At 71.3% G+C, this 21175-nt stretch carries 20 protein-coding genes and 1 pseudogene; 19 read left to right on the top strand and 2 right to left on the bottom strand.

Translation table 11 applies throughout. From position 1 onward, the window contains the following. Nucleotides 1-58: 58 nt before the first annotated feature. Nucleotides 59-544: an Asp23/Gls24 family envelope stress response protein gene (locus ACIHEJ_RS01960; protein WP_400131783.1), complete on the bottom strand. Its 486-nt coding sequence runs from the start codon at nt 542-544 to the stop codon at nt 59-61. A 197-nt stretch (nt 545-741) separates the two neighbouring features. On the opposite strand from ACIHEJ_RS01960, the gene ACIHEJ_RS01955 reads away from it, so the two are divergent. The 19 genes and pseudogenes from ACIHEJ_RS01955 (at nt 742) to ACIHEJ_RS01865 (ending at nt 20190) form a co-directional block, all read left to right on the top strand. Then, complete coding sequence (locus ACIHEJ_RS01955; protein ID WP_400131297.1) at nt 742-1290, top strand: RNA polymerase sigma factor; 549 nt, start codon at nt 742-744, stop codon at nt 1288-1290. Beyond that, complete coding sequence (locus ACIHEJ_RS01950) at nt 1281-1952, top strand: hypothetical protein (protein WP_400131296.1); 672 nt, start codon at nt 1281-1283, stop codon at nt 1950-1952. Before ACIHEJ_RS01955 ends, ACIHEJ_RS01950 begins: the two co-directional genes overlap by 10 nt. After that, nucleotides 1952-2317 carry a hypothetical protein gene (locus ACIHEJ_RS01945; RefSeq protein WP_400131295.1) on the top strand — a complete coding sequence of 122 codons (366 nt, stop codon included), beginning with the start codon at nt 1952-1954 and terminating at the stop codon, nt 2315-2317. The genes ACIHEJ_RS01950 and ACIHEJ_RS01945 overlap by 1 nt, the downstream gene beginning before the upstream one ends. A 207-nt stretch (nt 2318-2524) precedes the next feature. Next, nucleotides 2525-3130 carry a DUF5994 family protein gene (locus ACIHEJ_RS01940; RefSeq protein WP_400131294.1) on the top strand — a complete coding sequence of 202 codons (606 nt, stop codon included), beginning with the start codon at nt 2525-2527 and terminating at the stop codon, nt 3128-3130. A gap of 560 nt (nt 3131-3690) precedes the next feature. Continuing rightward, nucleotides 3691-5004, top strand: coding sequence for a PP2C family protein-serine/threonine phosphatase (locus tag ACIHEJ_RS01935; protein ID WP_400131293.1), 1314 nt, complete (start codon nt 3691-3693; stop codon nt 5002-5004). A gap of 11 nt (nt 5005-5015) precedes the next feature. Beyond that, nucleotides 5016-5402 carry a GAF domain-containing protein gene (locus tag ACIHEJ_RS01930; protein ID WP_400131292.1) on the top strand — a complete coding sequence of 129 codons (387 nt, stop codon included), beginning with the start codon at nt 5016-5018 and terminating at the stop codon, nt 5400-5402. Between the two features lie 327 nt (nt 5403-5729). Beyond that, the gene (locus ACIHEJ_RS01925) at nt 5730-7355 is read left to right on the top strand and encodes an SDR family oxidoreductase (protein ID WP_400131291.1); all 1626 of its coding nucleotides are present in this window, start codon (nt 5730-5732) and stop codon (nt 7353-7355) included. Between the two features lie 5 nt (nt 7356-7360). Then, nucleotides 7361-7629 (top strand): annotated as a pseudogene (locus ACIHEJ_RS01920) (deoxyribodipyrimidine photo-lyase); the annotation flags it as partial. A 31-nt stretch (nt 7630-7660) separates the two neighbouring features. After that, nucleotides 7661-7807: a hypothetical protein gene (locus tag ACIHEJ_RS01915; protein WP_400131824.1), complete on the top strand. Its 147-nt coding sequence runs from the start codon at nt 7661-7663 to the stop codon at nt 7805-7807. 209 nt (nt 7808-8016) lie between these two features. Next, entirely contained in the window at nt 8017-8922 is a 906-nt protein-coding gene (locus tag ACIHEJ_RS01910; protein WP_400131781.1) for a LysR family transcriptional regulator, read from the top strand. 155 nt (nt 8923-9077) lie between these two features. Continuing rightward, the gene (locus tag ACIHEJ_RS01905; RefSeq protein ID WP_400131290.1) at nt 9078-10247 is read left to right on the top strand and encodes a CaiB/BaiF CoA transferase family protein; all 1170 of its coding nucleotides are present in this window, start codon (nt 9078-9080) and stop codon (nt 10245-10247) included. Nucleotides 10248-10273: 26 nt separating this feature from the next. Then, entirely contained in the window at nt 10274-11044 is a 771-nt protein-coding gene (locus ACIHEJ_RS01900; protein ID WP_400131289.1) for a crotonase/enoyl-CoA hydratase family protein, read from the top strand. Nucleotides 11045-11063: 19 nt separating this feature from the next. After that, nucleotides 11064-11819 (top strand): acetoacetate decarboxylase, encoded by a 756-nt coding sequence (locus ACIHEJ_RS01895; RefSeq protein ID WP_400131288.1) that lies wholly within the window; start codon nt 11064-11066, stop codon nt 11817-11819. Further along, nucleotides 11816-12823, top strand: a complete 1008-nt coding sequence (locus ACIHEJ_RS01890) for a 3-hydroxyacyl-CoA dehydrogenase NAD-binding domain-containing protein (protein ID WP_400131287.1) — start codon at nt 11816-11818, stop codon at nt 12821-12823. Before ACIHEJ_RS01895 ends, ACIHEJ_RS01890 begins: the two co-directional genes overlap by 4 nt. Then, nucleotides 12820-14043, top strand: coding sequence for an acyl-CoA dehydrogenase family protein (locus ACIHEJ_RS01885; protein WP_400131286.1), 1224 nt, complete (start codon nt 12820-12822; stop codon nt 14041-14043). The genes ACIHEJ_RS01890 and ACIHEJ_RS01885 overlap by 4 nt, the downstream gene beginning before the upstream one ends. 250 nt (nt 14044-14293) lie before the next feature. Next, nucleotides 14294-15751, top strand: a complete 1458-nt coding sequence (locus ACIHEJ_RS01880; protein ID WP_400131285.1) for a class I adenylate-forming enzyme family protein — start codon at nt 14294-14296, stop codon at nt 15749-15751. 20 nt (nt 15752-15771) lie between these two features. After that, nucleotides 15772-17523: a DUF3556 domain-containing protein gene (locus ACIHEJ_RS01875; protein ID WP_400131284.1), complete on the top strand. Its 1752-nt coding sequence runs from the start codon at nt 15772-15774 to the stop codon at nt 17521-17523. After that, nucleotides 17516-18931, top strand: a complete 1416-nt coding sequence (locus ACIHEJ_RS01870) for a phytoene desaturase family protein (RefSeq protein ID WP_400131283.1) — start codon at nt 17516-17518, stop codon at nt 18929-18931. Before ACIHEJ_RS01875 ends, ACIHEJ_RS01870 begins: the two co-directional genes overlap by 8 nt. After that, a complete protein-coding gene (locus tag ACIHEJ_RS01865) occupies nt 18928-20190 on the top strand; it encodes a PucR family transcriptional regulator (protein WP_400131282.1) in 1263 nt (420 codons plus the stop codon). Before ACIHEJ_RS01870 ends, ACIHEJ_RS01865 begins: the two co-directional genes overlap by 4 nt. Nucleotides 20191-20513: 323 nt before the next feature. On the opposite strand, the gene ACIHEJ_RS01860 is transcribed toward ACIHEJ_RS01865, so the two are convergent. Further along, entirely contained in the window at nt 20514-21107 is a 594-nt protein-coding gene (locus tag ACIHEJ_RS01860; protein WP_400131281.1) for a TetR/AcrR family transcriptional regulator, read from the bottom strand. Between the last annotated feature and the right edge of the window lie 68 nt (nt 21108-21175).

Genomic DNA, 21175 nt, shown 5'->3' with positions numbered 1-21175 from the left:
CGAGCAGGGGCGCCGCCGTGCGCGCGATCATCCGCGCGCGCCAGGGGCGCGGCGGCGGTCACCTCACGCGGCCCTCGTCCGGTGCGGCTTCTTCCTCCTCGTCGGGCAGGTGGACGTCGTCGACGGCGATGTTCACCTCGACGACTTCCAGGCCCGTCATCCGCTCCACGGCGCTGATCACACTGGTACGCACGTCGCCCGCGACGTCGACGATGGAGACGCCGTACTCGACGACGACGTCCAGGTCCACGGCGGCCTGACGTTCGCCGACCTCGACCTTCACTCCCCGCGTGACGGCCCCGCCTCCGCCTCCGGGAACGCGTTCACGCATGGCGCCGAAGGCGCGCGCCATCCCCGCTCCCAGGCCGTAGATGCCCGGTACCTCGCGGGCCGCCATGCCCGCGATCTTGGCCACCACACCGTCCGCGATGGTCGTCTTCCCCCGTGTTTCGGCCGGAGCCCCGGCCCCGGTGCGGCCCTTGAGCGCGCTCACGCCCGCCTCGGGCCGGCTGCCCCCGCCGACGCTGGTGATGTTGTCCGTCATGGCGGTCGCCTCGATCGGTCCCTCGGACACCGGTGCGGTGCCCGTCGAAAGATTGGACATATCGGGCACCGCGTTCCTCACGCGCGTGGGATGTGATGTGCATCACATGCGACGCGTCGGGTACCCGGACTGTCCGAGCCGTGTGCGGGGGTGTCGTGATCGAAAGCGCAGTTTCCCCATCGCCGGGCCGTGACCTGATGGGACGCGACCTGCCGGACGGCCTGCTGGCCGTACGGGCGGCCGAGGGGGACGAGGACTCCTTCGCCGTTCTCGTCCAGCGGCACGGCCGCCCCCTCCTTGCCCTGGCCCACTACATGCTGGGCAACCCCCACGATGCCGAGGACGCTGTTCAGGACGCCTTCGTCAGCGCTTGGCGGCGACTGCCGGAATACCGTCACAGCGCGGAGTTCCGTACCTGGATGTACCGGATCACCGTCAACCGTTGCCTGACCCTGCGCCATCGCCGGCAGCCGCCCCTCCCGCTGGAGGCCGTCGCCGAGCCCGCGGCGGGAGACGTCTGGAGCCAGCCCGCCCGGTCCGCCGAGCAGGACGCGGCCACCGCCGCCCTGTCCCGCGCACTCGGCGATCTCGACGCCGGGCAGCGACTCTGCTGGATCCTGCGGGAGGTGCAGGGTATGTCCTACAAGGAGATCTCTCACGTGACGCGGACCAGCGAACAGACGGTGCGCGGCAGACTGTTCAGGGCACGGCGGTCCTTGCAGGAGGCGATGGGCCCATGGCGCTAGACGACCCGCACGCTCGGCCTTCCGAGCCTCTCGGGGTCGACGGGACCGGTCCCGGGCCGGGTGCCACCGACGCCCCCCCGTTCGCAGGTGACGAGGTCCTGCCCTGCGGCCAACTGCTCAGCCGGGTCTGGGAACAGGCGCACGACGCGGCGCCGCCCCCGGATCCGCACACGGTGTCCTGTCCTCACTGCCGTGAGGCCGTCGAGGGACTGGCCGCGGTGGACGCGGCCACCCGGGCACTGCGCGCGGAGGACACGCCCGGCCTGCACGCACTCGCCGACCGCGTCATGGACATCGTCAGGGCAGAGGTGCGGTTCGGGCGGCTGCTGCCCCTGGCCGACCCGCACCTGGACCTACGGATCGCCGAGAGCGCCGCGGCGAAGGTACTGAGGCAGGCCGCGGACACGGTCCCCGGCGCCAGGGCCGCGACCTGCCGGCTCGTACCCGCGGGCTCCGGCACCGACGTGCGGGTGACCATGACCTTGGCCGCCGCCCTCGACCGCCCGCTGCCCGACCGGGTCCATCAGGTACGCCGATCGGTCCTCCGCTCGGCCGGACAGGACCTGGGGCTCACGGTGACAGCCGTCGACATCACCGTGGTCGACGTACTGGGGCGGGAGCCGACCCTCGGCCCCCGCCTCCCGACGGACGGTGGCACGTGATGACCGCCACCGGCACCACCGCGCTCCTCGGCGTCGCGGCCAAGGCGGCCCTCGCGGTCCCTGGCGTAGCCGGCCTGCAACCCCGCCTCGCCCGGCGCCTCGCGGCAGCCGCCGCGCCCACTCGGGCGGACACCACACCGCCCGAGGCCGGCGTTCGCGCCGACCGGGCGCCGGACGGTTCGGGATGGCACATCGAGGTGCGCTGCGTCCTGGCAGAGGGCCGGCGGGCGCTGGACCTCGCCCGAGACGTCCACGACCGGGTGACCGCCGCCCTCATCACCCACCTCGCCACCCACGGTGTCGCGGAGCCGGTCACCGTCGCGGTCACGGTGACCGGTATCGCCGCCTGGCACGACGCGGCATGAGCGGCGGCGCGGGCGCAGGCCCCGCGAACCGTCGCTCCCCCGTGCTCTCGTTCAACCCATCGCTCCGCATAGGTCCGCCGGGCCCCGACGAGGAGTAGCCTGGTAATCACCGAGAGCATTCCGCACACCAGCTTCCACGCTGACGTCGTTCTCGGCGATTCACGACAACCGGGTCGGCCACGACCGGCCCGGGGTTGGGTCCGCGTCATGACCGCGACCATTCTGTTGACGCCCGCGGTCGAAGACCGGACTCCTTCTTCGTCGCCCCTCCGGCTCGCCCTGGCACCTTCCGGAACCGCTCCGGCCCTGATCGACGGTGCCTGGTGGCCCCGCTCCCGCGACCTGACGGCGGAGCTTCCGGCGCTCATCGAGGTCCTCGATCCGCTGTGGGGGCGGATCACCCGAGCAACGGTGAATCCCACGTTCTGGCCCGTCATCCCGCGGAAGGTGCCCGTCCAAGGGCACGTGGTGCACGTCGGCTGGTTCGAAGCCGAGCAAGACCCGCACACATTGTTGCTGCTCTCCTACACCGTCGGCCGCTGGGACCTGCTGGTGATCCCACCGGAGACAGAGCCGGCCACCGCGGCCCGGCTCATGGCTACGGCCACCGACCCGTCGCGGAGCCTCACGGCGACCGGCCTGGTTGATGAGGCCGAACGTTCCCGGGCGGCGGCAGAGGCAGCGGCCGGCTCGGACTTGATCCGGGAGGCGGTCTGGGACTCTGAGGGCGGGCACGACGCCCGCCGTCCGGCCTCACATGCCTCTGCCCGAGCGGTCATCGACCACGGGCCCACCCCGGCAGAAGGAATGTGAGGCATGGAGACCGTCACGATGTGACAACTGTGCGCGACGGCATCCGGACCGTCGACGTCGATCTGATCACGGTCGCCTTCTGCGATGTGACCGGCCTCAACGTCCCGCCACCGGCGCTGGTTCGCATCGTCGCCCTCACCGGTAACAGCACCGTGCTTCACGGCTACCCGGGTGACCTCCCACCACGGCCTTCCGCAGCGCCCTTGATGCCCGCAGAGCCCCATCGGGGGCTCCCCCGCACACCGGCTCTTCACCGCCGAAGCCGACCGGCAGGGTGGGCCTGTCGGTTGCCGCACGACCTGGTGGTTGCGGATCAGCCGCGGCGCGGGGTGGGCCGCGTTGAACGGTCGGGCCCCAACTGCTCCGCGATGGCCCGGTCCATGACCGCATAGATCTCGGTCCGACCGGCCGACCAGAGCCGTAAGGAGGAGACGCGGCACCGGTGAGACCGTAAGGACATGCCTGGGCCCCGTGCCGTACACGGACGCAGTGCACTGCCCGGGGAGTGGTTTCCCAGGGCGGCAGCGGCCGCAGGGCCACCAGGCGGGTAGGTGGTCGGCATGAACGAGGATGACGCGGACGCGGCGCTGCGAGCCGCGCTCGACCAGCTGGCGTTCGCCACCCGGAGCGCAGCGGCGCTGTCGAGCACGCTGGACGCGGTCGAGGGGCTCAGGCGGGTGTGCCGGGTGCTGGTGCCGGGTCTGGCCGACTGGGCCGCGGCCGACCTGATGGACGAGGACGGCGCCGTCGAGCGGGTCTGTGTCTCGCACCGTGACCCCAACGCCGCCCTGACCGGCCTGACGGGACCGTTGCCGCCGGTGCCGGAGACGGCGACAGGCCCGCTGGCCCGGGTGCTTCGGGGCGCCGGCCCGCTGCTGTTGTCGGCCGGGCGCCTGCCGACCGGGCAGGAGGCGTCGGATCCGTTGCATGCCGCGTCCATGCAGCCGTTCGCCCGACTCGGGGGAGACTCCGTGATCGTGGCACCCTTGCGGGCACGCCGGAGAGTGCTGGGTGCGCTGACCCTGGTCAGGGGCGAGGGGCACCCGCCCTGGGGCGAAGCAGAGCTGGCGCTGGTCGAGGACCTGACCCACCGCATCGCGCTGGCTCTCGACAACGCCAGGCTCTACGCCGAGACCCAGGCCGTCGCCGAGCGCCTCCAGCGCTCCCTGCTGCCGGACCTGCCCGTCGTACCGGGTCTGCGCATCACCGCCCGCTACTCGCCGGCGGGTACCACGGCGCAGATCGGCGGTGACTGGTATGACAGCTTCGTCCTGCCGGAAAGCGGTGACACCACTTTGATCATCGGCGACGTCACCGGCCACGACCTGCATGCCGCCGTGACCATGAGCCAGATGCGGAACATGCTGCGTGGCATCGCCTGCGACCGCCGGGAGCCCCCCGGCATCATCCTGCGCCGCTTGGACTTCGCGGTCGACGCCCTCTACAGGCACCGGACCGCCACCTGCGTGTACGCGCTGCTCAAGGGCCAGGAGGGAGGGCCGTACCAGCTGGAATGGGCGAGTGCCGGACATCCACCGCCCCTCCTCGTCACCGCAGACGGCGACACCGCCTACCTGCACGAAGCACACGGCCTGCTGTTGGGCGTCGACCCGCACGCCGAACGGCCCAGTGCCTGCCTGCCCCTGCCCGAGGGCAGCACCCTGCTGTTGTACACGGACGGTTTGATCGAACGGCGCGGCGAATCCATGGATCACGGTATGACCCGGCTCCGGCAGCACGCTGCCGCCCTGGTCGACCAGGACCTCGACGAGCTGAGCGACGAGCTGATGAACGGACTCGTGGCAGGGGCCCACGACGACATCGCCCTGCTCGCCCTGCGACTGCCACGGCCGGACGACGGCATCTCGCCCTGAGGCCACGTCGAATGCTCGCCGTACGCGATGATCTTGCGACTGTGACGCCTAGGAGTGCGCGCGCCGGAAAGGAGACAACGCAAGAGCCCGGATCATGTGGGGCGGCCTGCCGAATTCGCGACGTCGCCAGTGCCACCGTCTTCGACAAGGACTCCCGGCACGTGATCCTGCACGCCGGCAGCCGCGCTTGTCACAGCGTCCCGCTGCTCGACGAGCGCGATGTCCTGCTGGGAGTGATCTCGTCGCATCACGCCCGGCCGATCGCCGGATTCACCCGCAGCCGGCTCGCGGCCCTGCACGAAACCGCCGGCGTGGTGGGCCGCTGGCTGGCACGGCACCGACGCACCGTCATCCTGGACGCCCTGGAGGATCTCCGGCGCACAGCCCGCCGGCGCTGAGCGGCTGTTCGGCCCGGCCTGCCGCCCGGTGCTCGTATGCGGTCTCGGCCGGCCCCGGCGTGCGTACACAGGGCTTCCCGTGCCCACGCGAACGACGCGCCAGGGCGAGAGACCCTCGTCGGACTGCAGAACGACGCGACCGCCGGGCGTCCGTGCGGAGCCCCGCAGAGGCATCCTCCTCTCCGACGCGCACGTCACCCGGTTGCCGCGCGCACGGAGTGCATCCGGCCCGACCGACGGCACTGTAGAGGCAGTGGAGAAGTCCGGTCCGGCGCACCGTGTGCTCGAGCGAGCGCAGGAATGGGAACCATTGCACATGAGGCAGCCATGATGACGACCGAGGACGAAGCGACGGCCCGCGAAGCGCCGACCTGTCTGGTGACCGGCGCGAGCGGATACATAGGCGGCCGACTGGTGCCGGAGCTGCTGGACGCCGGTCACCGGGTGCGCTGTATGGTCCGCACGCCGCGCAAGCTGCGCGACCATCCGTGGGCGGACCGGGTGGAGATCGTCCGGGGCGACGTGACCGATGCCGAGTCCGTGGCGCGCGCCATGGAAGGTGTGGACGTCGCCTACTACCTGGTGCACGCGCTCGGCAGCGGTCGCGATTTCGAGCGGACCGACCGCGACGCCGCGCACGTCTTCGGCGAGCAGGCACACCGGGCAGGCGTCCGCCGCCTTGTCTACCTGGGTGGTCTCACGCCCGCCGGCGTCGACGCGTCGCGGCTCTCCCCGCACCTGCGCTCCCGCGCCGAGGTCGGCCGCGTCCTGCTGGCCTCGGGTGTGCCGACCGCCGTTCTGCGCGCCGCCGTCATCATCGGTTCCGGCTCGGCCAGCTTCGAGATGCTGCGGTACCTGACCGAGCGGCTGCCGGTGATGGTGACCCCGCGCTGGGTGCGCACCCGCATCCAGCCGATCGCGGTGCGGGACGTGCTGCGCGTCCTGGTGGGCTGCGCCGGCCTGCCGGCCGGCGTCAGCCGCGCCTTCGACATCGGCGGCCCGGAGGTGCTCACCTACCTGGAGATGATGCAGCGGTACGCCGCCGTCGCCGGCCTGCCCCGACGGCGCATCGTTCCTGTTCCTGTGCTCACGCCCGGCCTGTCCAGTCACTGGGTCGGCCTGGTGACTCCGGTGCCGGCGTCGATCGCCCGCCCGCTGACAGAGTCCCTGCGCCACGAAGTGGTCTGCACAGAGCGGGACATCGAGCGGTACGTCCCCAGCCCGCCGGGACACCCGCTCGGCTTCGACCGGGCCGTCGCCCTGGCGTTGCAGCGGGTACGTGACGCGCAGGTGAGCACTCGCTGGTCGTCCGCCTCCGTGCCCGGCGCGCCCAGCGACCCGCTGCCGACCGACCCGGACTGGGCCGGCGGCAGCTTGTACACCGACGTCCGGGAACGTGAGGCGGACGTGGCGCCCGACGCCCTGTGGCAGGTGATCGAGGGGATCGGCGGCGAGAACGGTTGGTACTCCTTCCCGCTGGCCTGGGCGGCGCGCGGCTGGCTCGACCGTCTGGTGGGTGGTGTGGGCCTGCGCCGCGGTCGGCGGGACGCCGGGCGGCTCCGGGTGGGCGACTCGCTGGACTTCTGGAGGGTGGAGGAGATCGAGCGCGGGCGGCTGCTGCGGCTGCGCGCCGAGATGCGGCTGCCGGGTCTGGCCTGGCTGGAGATGCGCGTCGACGGAGACGACGGCGGGCCTGTGCGGTACCGGCAGCGGGCGGTGTTCCATCCGCGGGGGCTGCTCGGCCAGGTGTACTGGTGGAGCGTCTCGCCCTTCCACGCGGTCGTCTTCGGCGGGATGGCCCGCAACATCGTCCGTGCGGCCGCCCGCGTCCAGCGGGCTGCCTCCGACGGCGCTGAACCGGCAACGAACGGCCGCCCCGCCCCCGGACCCCTCACGCGCCCGGAAGACGGTGCCGTCCACACCGGCCGACGCCGCCCGCCGGATCGAACCTGACAACTATGCGTGTCCTGGTGATTCTTTTCGCCTCCGACCTGCGCCTGCACGACCGTCCGCCGTTCCGTGCGGCGGTGGAGACCGCCGGCGCGGTCGTTCCGCTCCTTCGTCCGTGACCGCACCGTGGATGCGGCCGGATTCGCCGCGCCCCACCACGTGTCCTTTCCCGCCGCCTGCCTGGCCGACCTCAACACCTCTCTGCGCGAAACGCGGCGGCCGGCTCGTGGTGCGCTCCGGCGATCTGGTGGCGGAGGTGCGCCGCGCGGTGCGCGAGGATCCCCCTCGACCGCGACGACAGAGCGGAAGTGCCACTTCCCGGCCTCCGCGCCGCGGCCCCGACCAAGTCCCCTCTGCCCGGCCCGGTGCGGGAAGCGATGGAGCGCTACGAGCAGGAGCACGGCAGCATCAAGGCCGCCCGCATTCTGGACGCCGGTCTGTGGGAAGCCGCTTGACGCGACGTCTGCGGACAGCAGTTCTTCGTCTGCTGGTGGTACCCGCGCGCCACGGCATGCTCCACGGATGAGGCGGGCGGAAGCGGCCGGCGGCGTTGCGGCCCGTGGATGGCCCGGAACTCGGCAGTCGGCACCTGAGCGCGGCGACCGCCGCCTCGGCGCTCCTGCGGTCGGTGACTTCTGCCGTGGGTAGGGTGACCGGTGTGGACATGCTGCATCTGCGCTACTTCGTCGCCGTGGCCGAGGAACTCAACTTCTCGCAGGCGGCGCGCAGACTGCACATGGCGGCTTCTCCGCTCAGTCAGCGGATCAAGGACCTCGAACGCGAACTCGGCCATGACCTGTTCGAGCGCACCACCCACCGCGTCGATCTGACCCCGGCAGGTGCCGCACTGCTGCCGATGGCGCGCGACGTCCTGGAGCGCGTCAACTCGATCCCGTGGCGGCTGAGCGAGGCGGTACGTCCGCGGCTGGACAGACTGTTCATAGGGATGCCGGCCGGAGTGCACCCGCTGCTGCGGGAGCGAGTCCGGCTGCTCGAGGGCGAGTGCCGTGAGGTGTGCGAACTCAAGCGGTGGCCCGGCACGTCGGCGGACCTGGCGGACGCGGTCCGCGACGGCAGGCTGGCCATGGCGCTGGCCCGGCTGCCGGTCTCCGACCCGGCTTTCGAGATCATCGAGGTGATGCGCGAGGTGCTGGGTGCAGCGGTGCCGGCCGACCGGTTCGCGGGGCGGGCGTCCGTCACGCTGGAGGAGCTGGCCGACCTGTCGTATGTGGCCACGCCGAACGACGCCACACCGGCCTATTTCGAGGAAATCGATGCCCGCCTCAATTCGGTCGGCGTGAAGAAGAGAATCCGTATAAAAATGGCGGACTATTCCGGAAGTTCGGAACTGATCTCCTCCGGTATCGCGTTTTCGATGACCATGCTCTCGCCGGAGAGCCCCATGCACCTGTACCGCTTGGACAACGTGGCCGTGCTGCCGGTCGAGGACTTCCAACCCACCCTGATCACTGGCCTGTTGTTCCGTGCCGATAGGGCGAACACCGGCGGGGACCTGAGTGAGGTCGCTGTCCTGGCCCGCCGGATCTTCCATGAAGTCATCGCCGTCTGACTGATTTCCGTACGCCACTTTCCGTGGATTGTGGAATCGGTGTGACCGCTGCGGTCATGCCCTTGTTCGCCAGTTGATCATTCCCTTCCTGTCCGTTCATGCATAACGTCGTCGGTGGAAACATTCGCCATGAAATTACTGCGTGAACAGGAGTAATGATGGACATCACGGCCGCCGACGCCACAGGTCCGCTGGACGGCGTGCGGGTGATCGATCTGTCCACGGTGGTGATGGGGCCCTACGCGACGCAGATCCTGGGCGACCTCGGTGCCGACGTCATCAAGATCGAGTCCCCGTCCGACACGGTTCGGGTGGGTCCGTACCGCACCACGCCCGGCATGACTCCGCTCAACCTCAACGTCAACCGCAACAAGCGCAGCGTGACGTTGAACCTCAAGGACGACGCCGACCGCGCGCGGGCACTCGAACTGATCGACAGCGCCGATGTGCTGGTCACCAACATGCGCCCGGGCGCGCTCGCCCGCCTCGGTCTCGGCCACGCCGACGTCACGGCCCGCAACCCCGGCCTGGTCTACGCCCACGCCCAGGGGTTCCGCAGCGACTCCGACCGGGCCGGCAACGCGGCCTACGACGAGACCGTGCAGGCCGCCTCCGGTCTGGTGGACGTGACCAACCGGGCGCTGGGCACGCCGGCGTACCTGCCGACGATCATCGGCGACAAGGTGTGCGCGCTGACCATCGTCTACTCGGTGCTCGCCGCGCTGGTCCACCGTGACCGCACCGGCGCCGGCCAGTACGTCGAGATCCCGATGACCGACACGCTCATCGCGTTCAACCTCGTCGAGCACCTGGCGGGCCATGTCTTCGAACCGTCGGAGGGTCCGACCGGGTTCCCACTGTCGATGAAGAGGGGCCACCGCGCGGTGCCCACCAAGGACGGCCTCGCCTGCGTCATCCCGTACAACCCGCAGAACTTCCGGGACTTCTTCCTCGCCGCCGACCGTGCCGATCTCGCCGCGGACCGGCGTGTGGGCGGCGAGTCCATCGCCGATGACGACGTCGACGCCCTGATGGAGCTGGTGGAGGAGTGCTCACCGAGCCTGACCACCGCGGAGTGGGAGCGGGTCTGCGCCGAGCACAGCATCCCGATGGCCCCCGTGCTCGAACTCGACCGGGCCGCCGACGACCCCTACGTGCGCGGCGGCCGGCTGCTCGACGTGGTGGAACACCCCAGCGAGGGCGCCATCCGCTCGGTCGGCATCCCGGTGCGGTTCTCCGCCACTCCGGGTTCGGTCCGCCGTCTCGCCCCGCTGCCCGGCCAGCACACCGAAGAGGTCTTCAAGGAACTCGCAGCCGGCCGCTGACCGGCCGTCACACAAGGACGCACACCATGCACAGCACCACCGAGGTGCGGACCGAGACCATCGGTTCCTCATTGCTCATCACCATCGACCGGCCCCAGGCGCGCAACGCGGTCGACGCGGCCGTCGCCGCCGGACTGTCCACGGCCCTCGACCAGTTGGAGGCGGATCCCGGCCTGCGGGCCGCCGTGCTCACCGGCGCCGGCGGCACGTTCAGCGCCGGAATGGACCTCAAGGCCGCGCTGGCCGGTGAATCGCCAGAGATCCCGGGGCGCGGCTTCGGCGGTCTGACACAGGCCCGCACGACCAAGCCGCTGATCGCCGCCGTCGAGGGCTGGGCCATGGGAGGCGGCTTCGAACTCGCCCTGGCCTGTGATCTGATCGTCGCCGCGGGCGATGCCCGGTTCGGCCTCCCCGAGGTCAGCCGTGGGCTGATCGCGGCGGGCGGCGGACTGATCCGGCTGCCCAAGCGCATCCCGTACCACCTGGCCATGGAACTGCTGCTGACCGGCGAACCGGTCACCGGTGAACGGGCCGGACGGCTGGGCATCGCCAATCGTGTCGTGCCGGCCGGGGAAGCCGTCGCCGCCGCGCTGCAGTTGGCCGAGCGGATCGCGCAGAACGCCCCGCTGGCACTGGCCGCCGTCAAGGAACTCGTCCGCGCGGCCGACGGCGCACCGGAGGAGGAGGCGTTCGCCGTGCAGGCGCGGCAGATGGCCCGGCTCGCCGCCTCCGCCGACGTACGCGAGGGCATGACCGCCTTCACCGAGCGCCGCTCCCCGGTCTGGCAGGGCCGGTAGGCCCCGAGGGAGAAACACGATGCACCAGTACGACATACCCCGGCACATCGCGACGCCGCTCACCAACCCGGCCTATCCGCCGGTCGTGCCGCGCTTCACCGACCGCGAGTACCTCAACGTCGTCTACCGCACCGACCACGAGGCACTGCGCGCCGTCGTGCCCGAACCGCTGGAGATCGACGAGCCGTTGGTGCGCTTCGAGGTCATGCGCATGGGCGACGTCAGCGGATACGGACCGTACACCGAGTCCGGCCAGGCGATCCCGGTCCGCTACGAAGGCGAGCGGGGCGAGTACCTGCACGCGATGTACCTGGACAACCTTCCGGCCATCACGTCCGGCCGCGAGGCCAGTGCCTACCCCAAGACCGCCGGATCGCCCGCCCTCTACGCCGACCACGGAGCGCTGGTCGGTGTCCTCGACGTGGGCACCCTGCGGGTGGCGACCGCCACGATGGGCTACAAACACCACGAGCTGTCGGTCGAGGAGGCCGTGGCCCAGGTCGGGGTGCCGACCTACATGCTGAAGCTGGTCCCCGGGTTCGACGGGGCGCCGCAGGTGGCGCAGTTGGTGCGCACCGAGATCACCGACATCACGGTGAAGGGCGCCTGGACCGGTCCCGCCCGGCTGCAGCTCTTCGAGCACGTGCTGGCGCCCCTGGCCGATCTGCCGGTACGCGAGATCGTCTCGGCCAGCCACATCCTGACCGACCTGACCCTGGCGCCGGTCAAGCCCGTGCACGACTACCTGGCCCATCCCGCCCGTCCCGTGCGGTGAACACGGCCACGCACGCAGAAGGAAGACATGAGATGACCAAGCCATTCACCACCGCCGCGGTGGTCGGCGCCGGCACGATCGGCCTGTCCTGGGCCGCGCTCTTCGCCGGTCACGGCCTGCGGGTACGCGTCACCGACCCGCGGCCGGATCTGACCGAGGCGGTCGCCGAGGCGCTCGACCGGGCCGCCGGGCAGCTGGCCGCGCAGGGCCTGGACACGCACGGCCTCGCCGAGCGGGTGCACATCGCCGACGATCTCGCCGACGCGGTGCGCGACGCCGACATCGTCCAGGAGAACGGACCGGAGAACGCCGACTTCAAGCGGGAGTTGTTCACCACCCTGGTCAGCGCGGCCCCCGCACACGCGCTGCTGCTCAGCTCCTCCTCGGCGATCCCCGCCACGGCGTTCACCGACACCATCGAGGAGGCCGGCCGGATCCTGATCGGCCACCCCTTCAACCCGCCGCACCTGGTGCCTCTGGTGGAGGTGGTACCCGGGGAGCGCACCTCGCAGGAGAGCGTGGCGCGGGCCGTGGACTTCTACCGATCCGTCGGCCGGGTCCCGGTCGTGGAACGCAAGGAGATCCCCGGCTTCGTCGGCAACCGCCTGCAGAACGCCCTCAGCCGGGAGGCGATCTACCTCGTCGAGCAGGGCGTCGTCAGCCCGGCGGAGCTGGACACCGTGATGGTGAACTCGCTCGGCCTGCGCTGGGCGACGGTCGGACCGTTCCTCGGCGCACACCTCGGTGGCGGCCCCGGCGGCTACCGGCACATGGCCGAGCACATCGGTGTGTCGATGCAGCAGATGTGGGACTCCCTCGGCCGCCCGGAGCAGGGCCGCCCGGAGCAGGGCCCCGAACAGACCGAACGGCTCGTCGCGGCCGTCGAGGACGCCTACGGCTCCCGTTCCTACGCCGACCTGAGCCAGGAACGCGACGCCAAGCAGCTCGCCGTGCTGTCCGCCCGGGACAGCGCCACCAGCCTGGAGAAGGAGACCCGGTCATGACCGCACTGCTGCCCGAGAAGGAATCCGAGAAGGCATCCGCCGACGAGCGGCTGGCCGCGGACTTCTACGACTTCGAGTCGCTGCTGCCGCCGCACGAGCGCGAACTGCTGCTGCGGGCCCGGTCGTTCATGCGCACCGAGGTCAAGCCTCTGGTCAACGAGTACTGGGCGAAGGGGGAGTTCCCCCGGGAGCTCATCGGCAGGTTCCGCGAGCTGGGACTCGCCGGCGTCCCCTACGAAGGGTACGGCGACCCCCTGCCGGCTGGAAGCAACCTGCTGGTCGGCATGCTCTCCATGGAGTACACCCGCACCGACGCCTCCAGCGCCACCTTCTTCGGCGTGCACAGCGGCCTGGCGATGTACAGCATCTACCGGGGTGGCGACCAGGAACAGCGGGACCGCTGGCTGCCCTCGATGGCCGCGCTGGAGACCATCGGCGCCTTCGCGATGACCGAGCCGCTCGGCGGCTCCGACGTGGCGGGGGGCATGCGCACGACGGCCCGCCGGGACGGCGAGAACTGGGTGCTCAACGGTGCCAAACGGTGGATCGGCAACGCCACGTTCGCCGACCTGGTGGTGGTCTGGGCCCGCGACGAGGCGGACGACAAGGTCAAGGGCTTCGTGGTGGAGAAGGGCACCCCGGGCTTCTCCCCGGTGAAGATCGAGAACAAGATCGCGTTCAGGATCGTGGAGAACGCCGAGATCACCCTGACCGACGTCAAGGTGCCCGAGGCCAACCGGCTGCAGCGGATCGACTCCTTCCGTGACGTGGCGGAGATCCTCCGCGCCACCCGCAGCGGAGTCGCCTGGCAGGCCCTCGGCGTGATGATCGGCGCCTATGAGCTGGCGCTCGACTACGCCAAGGAACGCGAGCAGTTCGGCCGGCCGATCGCACGGTTCCAGATGGTGCAGGACCTGCTGGTCAAGAGTCTCGGCAACATCACCGCCTGCTGGGGCATGCTGGTCCGGCTCGCCCGGCTGCAGGACGCCGGCGTCTTCCGCGACGAGCACTCCTCGCTGGCCAAGGCGTACGTCACCTCGCGGATGCGCGAGGTGGTCGCATGGTGCCGGGAGATCTTCGGTGGCAACGGCATCGTGCTCGACCACGACATCGCCCGGTTCTTCGCCGACGCCGAGGCGATCTACTCGTTCGAAGGCACCCGCGAGATGAACACCCTCATCGTCGGCAAGGCGGTCACCGGCGAGAGCGCCTTCGTCTGACCCGGGCTCCCCACGACCCCGCGCCGGCCCCGAGTGAAGCGTGCCTCGGGGCCGGCGCGGACCGGTGCGGGCGTGCCGGCCCGGCTTCGTGCGCCGCGCACAAGTCCGGCGGCGAGCGTCGTCGTCCGCGCCCATGGGCCGCGAGCCCCGCCCATTCGTACCGTCTCTCCTCATGTACCGGACATCCGTCCCGCGTCGGGACGGGCGCTCCGTCCGCCCGACGTCCGTCGACGTACCACGAGGAGCCGACATGCACATCGCGGAACTGCCAGACCTGCGGGCCCGACGGGACGCCGACGGCCCCTGCACAGCCGACGAGACGTCGGTCCTGGACAACGCGGCGTTCGCCCGCCGGGTCCGCCGAGCCGCGGCGGCCCTGCGGGCGCGGGGGATCGGGCGCGGGGACGTGGTGGCACTGCTGCTGCCCAACACGGTGGACTTCGTCGTCGCGCTCTTCGCCGCCTGGCGACTCGGCGCGGCGGTGACCCCGGTCAACCCGGCACTCACCGACGACGAGGTGCGGTACCAGCTCGGCGACGCGGGTGCCGCGGTGGTCGTCACCGCGGAGCCGTCGACACTCGCCGGGACGCTCACGGTGGCCGAACTGGGCGCCGCGGCCGAGGACACGGCCGCACCGCAGACGGATGCGGACGCGCTCGCCCTGCTGATCTACACCAGCGGCAGCACCGGGCGCCCCAAGGGCGTCATGCTCGACCACGCCAACCTCGCCGCCATGGCGGGCATGATGATCGAGTCCGCCCGGCTCTCCGCGGCCGACCACAGCCTGCTGATCCTGCCGCTCTTCCACGTCAACGGGATCGTGGTCGGCGTGCTGTCCCCGCTGCTGGCCGGCGGACGGGTCACGGTGGCCGGACGGTTCCGGGCCGAGACCTTCTTCGACCTCGTCGAAACCGCGCGCCCGACCTGCTTCTCCGCGGTCCCGGCGATCTACTCGATGCTCGCCGAACTGCCGGACCACGTAACGCCGGACACCTCGTCGGTGCGGTTCGCCGCCTGCGGGGCGGCCCCGATGCCGCCCGCACTCATCGAGCGGTTCGAGCGCCGCTACGGCATCCCGGTCCTGGAGGGCTACGGCCTCTCCGAGGGCACCTGCGCCTCCACCACCAACCCACTGGACGGCCCGCGCAGGCCCGGCACGGTCGGACGGCCGATGCCCGGCCAGCAGGTCGCCGTGATGGACCCGCGGGGCCGGATCGTCCCGGCGGGGGAGACCGGTGAAGTCGTCGTCCGCGGACCCAACGTGATGCGCGGCTACCTGGGCCGCCCGGAGGAGACCGCCCGCGCGGTGGTCGACGGCTGGCTGCACACCGGCGATGTCGGCCGCTTCGACGAGGACGGCTACCTGGTGCTGGTCGACCGCATCAAGGACATGATCATCCGAGGTGGCGAGAACATCTACCCCAAGGAGGTCGAGACCGTCCTCGGCGACCACCCCGATGTCCTCGAAGCCGCCGTGGTGGGCGCCGCCGACCCGCGGCTCGGCGAAGTACCGGTGGCGTTCGTGGCGCTGCGTCCGGGCGCGGCGACCGACGCGGGCGGCCTGCTCGACCACTGCCGGGCCCGGCTGGCCGGGTTCAAGGTGCCCACCGACATCGTCTTCGTCGACCGGCTGCCCAGGAATCCCGTCGGCAAGACGGACAAACCCGCGCTGCGGGCCAGGACCACCGCCGTCACCGTGACCGGCTGAGAAGGGGCGGGAGAACAGTCATGGGATTCCTCGCACCGAACACGGCGGACGTCGACCTGCAGCAGTGGCGCAGCCGGCCCTACCAGCAACGCATCAGGCCGCTGGCCGAGCACTGGACCATGCACGGCTTCGGCACCCCCGGCATCGTGCACCTGCTGTACCTGCTCAAGATCACCGCGTACGCGCTCGGCGGCATCGCGGTCGTCTCCGCGACCCCCGGCGTGGGAGGCATCGCGGACTTCGGTACCTGGTGGGCGGAGCCGCTCGTCTACCAGAAACTCGTCGTCTGGACACTGCTGTGGGAGGTGCTGGGCCTCGGCTGCGGCTCCGGCCCGCTCAGCTCACACTTCCTGCCGCCGGTGGGCGCGTTTCTGCACTGGCTGCGCCCCGGCACGGTACGGCTGCCCCCCTGGCCCGGCCGGATCCCGTTCACCGCGGGAACCCGGCGCACGGTGGCCGATGTGGCCCTGTACACGGCGCTGCTCGGGGCGGCGGTGTGGCTGCTGTGCTCACCGGGCGAGTCAGGCGGCCCGGGCGCGTCCGGCGTGCCGGCTCCGTGGCGCGTCGCCGTCCTCGCCGCGCTGCTCGCGCTGCTCGGGCTGCGCGACAAGACCGTCTTCCTGGCCGCCCGCGCGGAGCACTACGGTCTGACGCTCGTGGTCTTCCTCTTCCCGGTGAGCGACATGACCGCCGCGCTGAAACTGGTCATGCTCGCCCTGTGGTGGGGCGCCGCCTCCTCCAAGCTCAACCGCCACTTCCCGTTCGTGGTCGCGGTGATGATCAGCAACAGCCCGCTGCGGCCGGCCTGGTTCAAACGCCGGCTGTACCGGCACTTCCCCGACGATCTCAGGCCGTCCGCTCTCGCCGCCGCGGCCGCGCACGGCGGCACGGTCATCGAGTACGTGGTGCCGCTGGTCCTGGCGCTCTCGCACGGCGGGCCCGTCACCACGGTCGCTCTGGCCGTGATGGTCGTCTTCCATCTGCACATCATGTCCACCTTCCCGATGGGCGTACCGCTGGAGTGGAACGTCTTCTTCATCTACTCGGCGCTCGTCCTCTTCGGCCACGACGCGACGGTCGGCGCCTTCACGCTGCACTCGCCGCCGCTGGCCGCGGTGCTGGTGCTGAGCCTGGCCGTGGTCCCTCTGCTCGGGCACGTCCGTCCCGACCTGGTGTCGTTCCTGCCCTCGATGCGCTACTACGCCGGCAACTGGGCCACCAGCCTGTGGTGCTTCCGCAAGGGCACCGAGCACCGGCTGGGCGAGCACGTCGTGAAGGCCTCCGGTCTGCCCGTGGAGCAGCTCACCCGCCTGTACGGAGCCGAGGCCGCCGAGCTGGTACTGCACCAGGGGCTGGCCTGGCGGGCGATGCACAGCCACGGCCGCGCGCTGGCCGGGCTGCTGCCGCGGGCCGTGGACGACGTGGAGTCCTACGATGTGCGGGACGGCGAGACCGTGGCGGGGGCTGTCCTCGGCTGGAACTTCGGCGACGGCCATCTGCACAACGAGCAGCTGGTGGCCGCCGTACAGCAGCGGTGCGGTTTCGCGCCGGGCGACCTGCGCGTCGTCGTGCTGGAGTCCCAGCCGACCCACCGGCAGCGCCAGCACTACCGCATCGTGGACGCGGCGAGCGGCCTGATCGAGGAGGGACATGTGAACGTGGGGGAGATGGTGACCCGGCAGCCCTGGCTCGACGACGAGACACCCGCGATTCCCGTCGAGCCCGTCGCACACCCGCGACCGGCGACCGAGGTGGCGGCCGCACATGAGTGACGCGATCGTGGTGGGGGCCGGCCCGAACGGGCTGGCCGCCGCCGTCGCCCTCGCCCAGCGGGGGCTGAAGGTGACCGTCCTGGAGGCCGCCGACGAGATCGGCGGTGGCACCCGGAGCAGCGAACTGACCCTCCCCGGACTCCTGCACGACCACTGCTCCGCGGTCCACCCGCTGGGCGTCGGCTCGCCGTTCCTGCGCACCCTCGGCCTGGAGCGGTACGGCGTCGACTGGGCGTGGCCCGAGGTCGATCTGGCTCACCCGCTGGACGGCGGGCGGGCCGGGGTGCTGCTTCGCTCCATGGAACGGACCGTGCGCGGGCTCGGCGTGGACGGGGCCGCCTGGCAGCGGCTGTTCGCCCCCCTGGCCGACGACTTCGACGCGCTCACCGAGGATGTGCTGCGCCCGGTGCCTCATCTGCCCGCCCACCCGGTGGCGCTGGCCAGGTTCGGGCTCAGGGCACTCCAGCCCGCCACAGCGGTGGCCCGGCGCTGGCGCACCGAGGAGGCCAGGGCGCTCTTCGCGGGTGCGGCGGCCCATCTGATGTACTCGTTGACCGGGCCGGCCGGTTCCGCGGTCGGACTGATGCTCGTCGGCGCCGCCCACCGCTTCGGCTGGCCGGTCGCCCGCGGCGGCTCCAGGACCATCACCGATGCGCTGGCCGCACTGCTCGGCCGGCTCGGCGGAACCGTCGAGACGGGGGTGCGGGTGGACTCCCTGGCCGAACTGGCCCCCGCCCGGATCGTCATGCTCGACACCACGCCCGGAGCCGCGGCACGCATCTGCGGCGACTGGCTGCCCGGCCGGGTCCGCCGGGCCTACCGCGGCTGGCGGCACGGACCGGCGGCGTTCAAGGTCGACCTCGCCGTCCAGGACGGCATCCCGTGGACCCATGACGCATGCCGCCGCGCGGGCACCGTGCACCTGGGCGGCACCCTGGAGGAGGTCGTCCGTACGGAGGCGCAGACCGCCGCGGGGCGGATGCCCGAGCGCCCGTTCGTCCTGGTCGGCCAGCAGTACCTCGCCGACCCCGGCCGCTCCCGCGGCGACATCCACCCCGTCTGGGCGTACGCCCACGTTCCGCACGGCCACCCCGGTGACGCCACCGAGGCGGTGCTGCGCCAGATCGAGCGGTTCGCGCCCGGGGTCCGGGAGCGGATCGTGGGACTCTCGGCGCGCTCGGCCACCGAACTGGCCCGGTACAACGCGAACTTCGTCGGCGGCGACATCGTCGCCGGTGCCAACACCGCACGGCAGGTCGCGCTGCGCCCCCGGATGTCCCTCGACCCCTACAGCACCGGCATCCCCGGCGTGTACCTGTGCTCGGCGGCCACCCCACCCGGTGCGGGGGTGCACGGCATGTGCGGCGCGAACGCCGCCCGCTCCGCACTGCGGTACCTGGACCGGTGAGCGGTCCCGCGCAGCGGCCGGAGGGGGCACCGGACCCGGTCGTTCTCGTCGCCCAGGTGATACAGGCCAACCGGGACGACGTCATCGCCAGGCTGGTCGCCACCACCGAGGCGGAGATCGCCCGACTGGAACACGACGAACCGCTGCACAGGCTCCTGGAAGCCAGCATCACCGAGAACATCGTCACCGCCCTGCACGTCATCATCAACCGCATCGATCCGCAGACCGTGGACGCGCCGGCCTCGGCCGTCTCCTACGCCCGCAGGCTCGCCCAGCGCGACGTTCCGCTCTCCGCCCTGCTGCGCGCCTACCGGCTCGGCCATGCGCAGAGCCTGGACCTGGTCCTCGGCGAAGCCGTCCGCCTGGGGCTGCCGGACCCGGCCGGCACCGTGATCACCCTGGTCAGCCTCAGCTCCGCCTATGTGGACCGGGTCTGCGACCAGATCGGCCGTGTCTACGAGGAGGAGCGTGAACGCTGGGTGGGCACCCGTGGCATGCTGCGCCAGTACTGGGTCGGCCAGCTCCTCGACAACCCCCGCGTCGATCTGCGGCAGGCCGAGGCCGCCCTCGACTACCGGTTGTCCGGCAACCACATGGCAGTCGAGGGCTGGCTCCACGGCGCCACGGCGACCGCCGACCCCACCGCCGTCTTCGACCGGTTGGCGTCGCTGCTGTCCACCGTCCTGCGTGCCCATGGCCGTCCCCTGCTGGTCCACACCGACGAGGCCGACGCCCGGATCTGGCTGGCCGTCAGGCCCGACTGCCCGGTGGACCCCGACACCGTCGCCACCCAACTGGCCGACGCGGCGCTACCGGTGCGGGTCGCCCTCGGCATCGTCCGCCCCGGCCTCGACGGCTTCCGCCGCAGCACCCGAGCCGCTGCCCGCGCCAAGGCCCTCGCCCTCTCCGCGGGGGCCGGGACCCCCGAAGTGGTGGCGTTCACCCGCGTCGCGCCCGTCGCTCTCCTGGTCGAGGAGCCCCGCGAACTGGCCGACTTCGTCTTCGACACCCTCGGTGAGCTCGCCGTGGACGACCGCCGCCGCGAGCTCCTCCGTGAGACGCTGCGCGTCTTCCTCGCCACCAATCGCAGCTACGCCGCCACAGCGGACCAGCTGATGGTGCACCGCAACACCGTCCACTACCGCGTCCAGCGCGCCGTCGACCACTACCACCTCGACCTCGACGCCAACGCCTTCGACCTCCACTTCGCTCTCACGATCTGCCGCTGGCACGGGTCGAAGGTCCTGCGCCGCGAGTGAACACGGCGGGCACGGGCCGCGACCACGCCGCCTCCCCGGGGCACCTGACCGACGGCGTGAGGGCGTGCCGAGTGCGCGCCCGACCACGTTCTGGCCGCCCACGTGCAGTCGGCCACGGACCGCGGCGCCGAAGGGAGCCCGGCTTCTTCGGCGAGTACGACACCAGGAGGTTCTCCCTCTGCTGGTGGGACCAGGAGGCTGATGACTGCACCCAGCCCATTTAGGGCTGGGATCAGAATGAGGTGCTCCCTGCCCGGGGATGAGGGTGTGTCAGTTCTCATTGCCGGGGCCAAGGGGTGGCTGCGGCCGGAAACCCATGGGGGCTACGGCGCAGACGGCTTGCTGGGCGGTTCCCAGCCGTGTGTGAGGATGTCGAAGATTGCCTCGACGGCGGCTCGGCGGTCCTGCCGACCGCGAGCGAGGGCCGGGATGTCGAGTACGAATCGAGCAAGAGCCACACATGCGAGGTCGTCGTGGTCCACGCCGAACTCGTCGGCGATGGCTGCGCTGAGGCTGTCGGTGTACCGGGTCCACATGCGTTCGGCGTACGCGCGCAGCACCGGCGTGGAGTCCACCAGGTGGGTGAACTCGGCCGCCTGAGGATGCACCTCGATCGGGGGCCAGGTGTCGAGGACGTGCTGTCGGAGGGCGTCGAGGATGCTCTGACCGGAGGGTCGCTCCCGCACCGCGGCGATCAGTTCTGACTCCCGGTCCTGGTCCTGGTCGAATACCAGCGCCTCCTTGCCGCTGAAGTGCTTGAAGACCGTAGCGGTCGATACGTCGGCGGCGTCGGCGATGTCACGGATGCCTACTTGATCGTAGCCACGCTCCAGAAAGAGCTGCAGTGCGGCGTCGGCGATTGCCTGCCGGGTGGCCGCCTTCTTGCGGTCGCGGCGGCTGACGGGGGGCACGGTCATGACTAGAGCGTATCCGATAGTCAAACCAATCGCTAAGTAGAACCGTTGCACTTTTTTTCTTGTTCTGA

Origin of the sequence: Streptomyces sp. NPDC052301, assembly GCF_044593395.1 — a bacterium.
Lineage (GTDB): Bacteria > Actinomycetota > Actinomycetes > Streptomycetales > Streptomycetaceae > Streptomyces.
The sequence above is the reverse complement of the archived record's forward strand: the minus strand, read 5'-3'. Positions and strand labels throughout refer to the sequence as shown.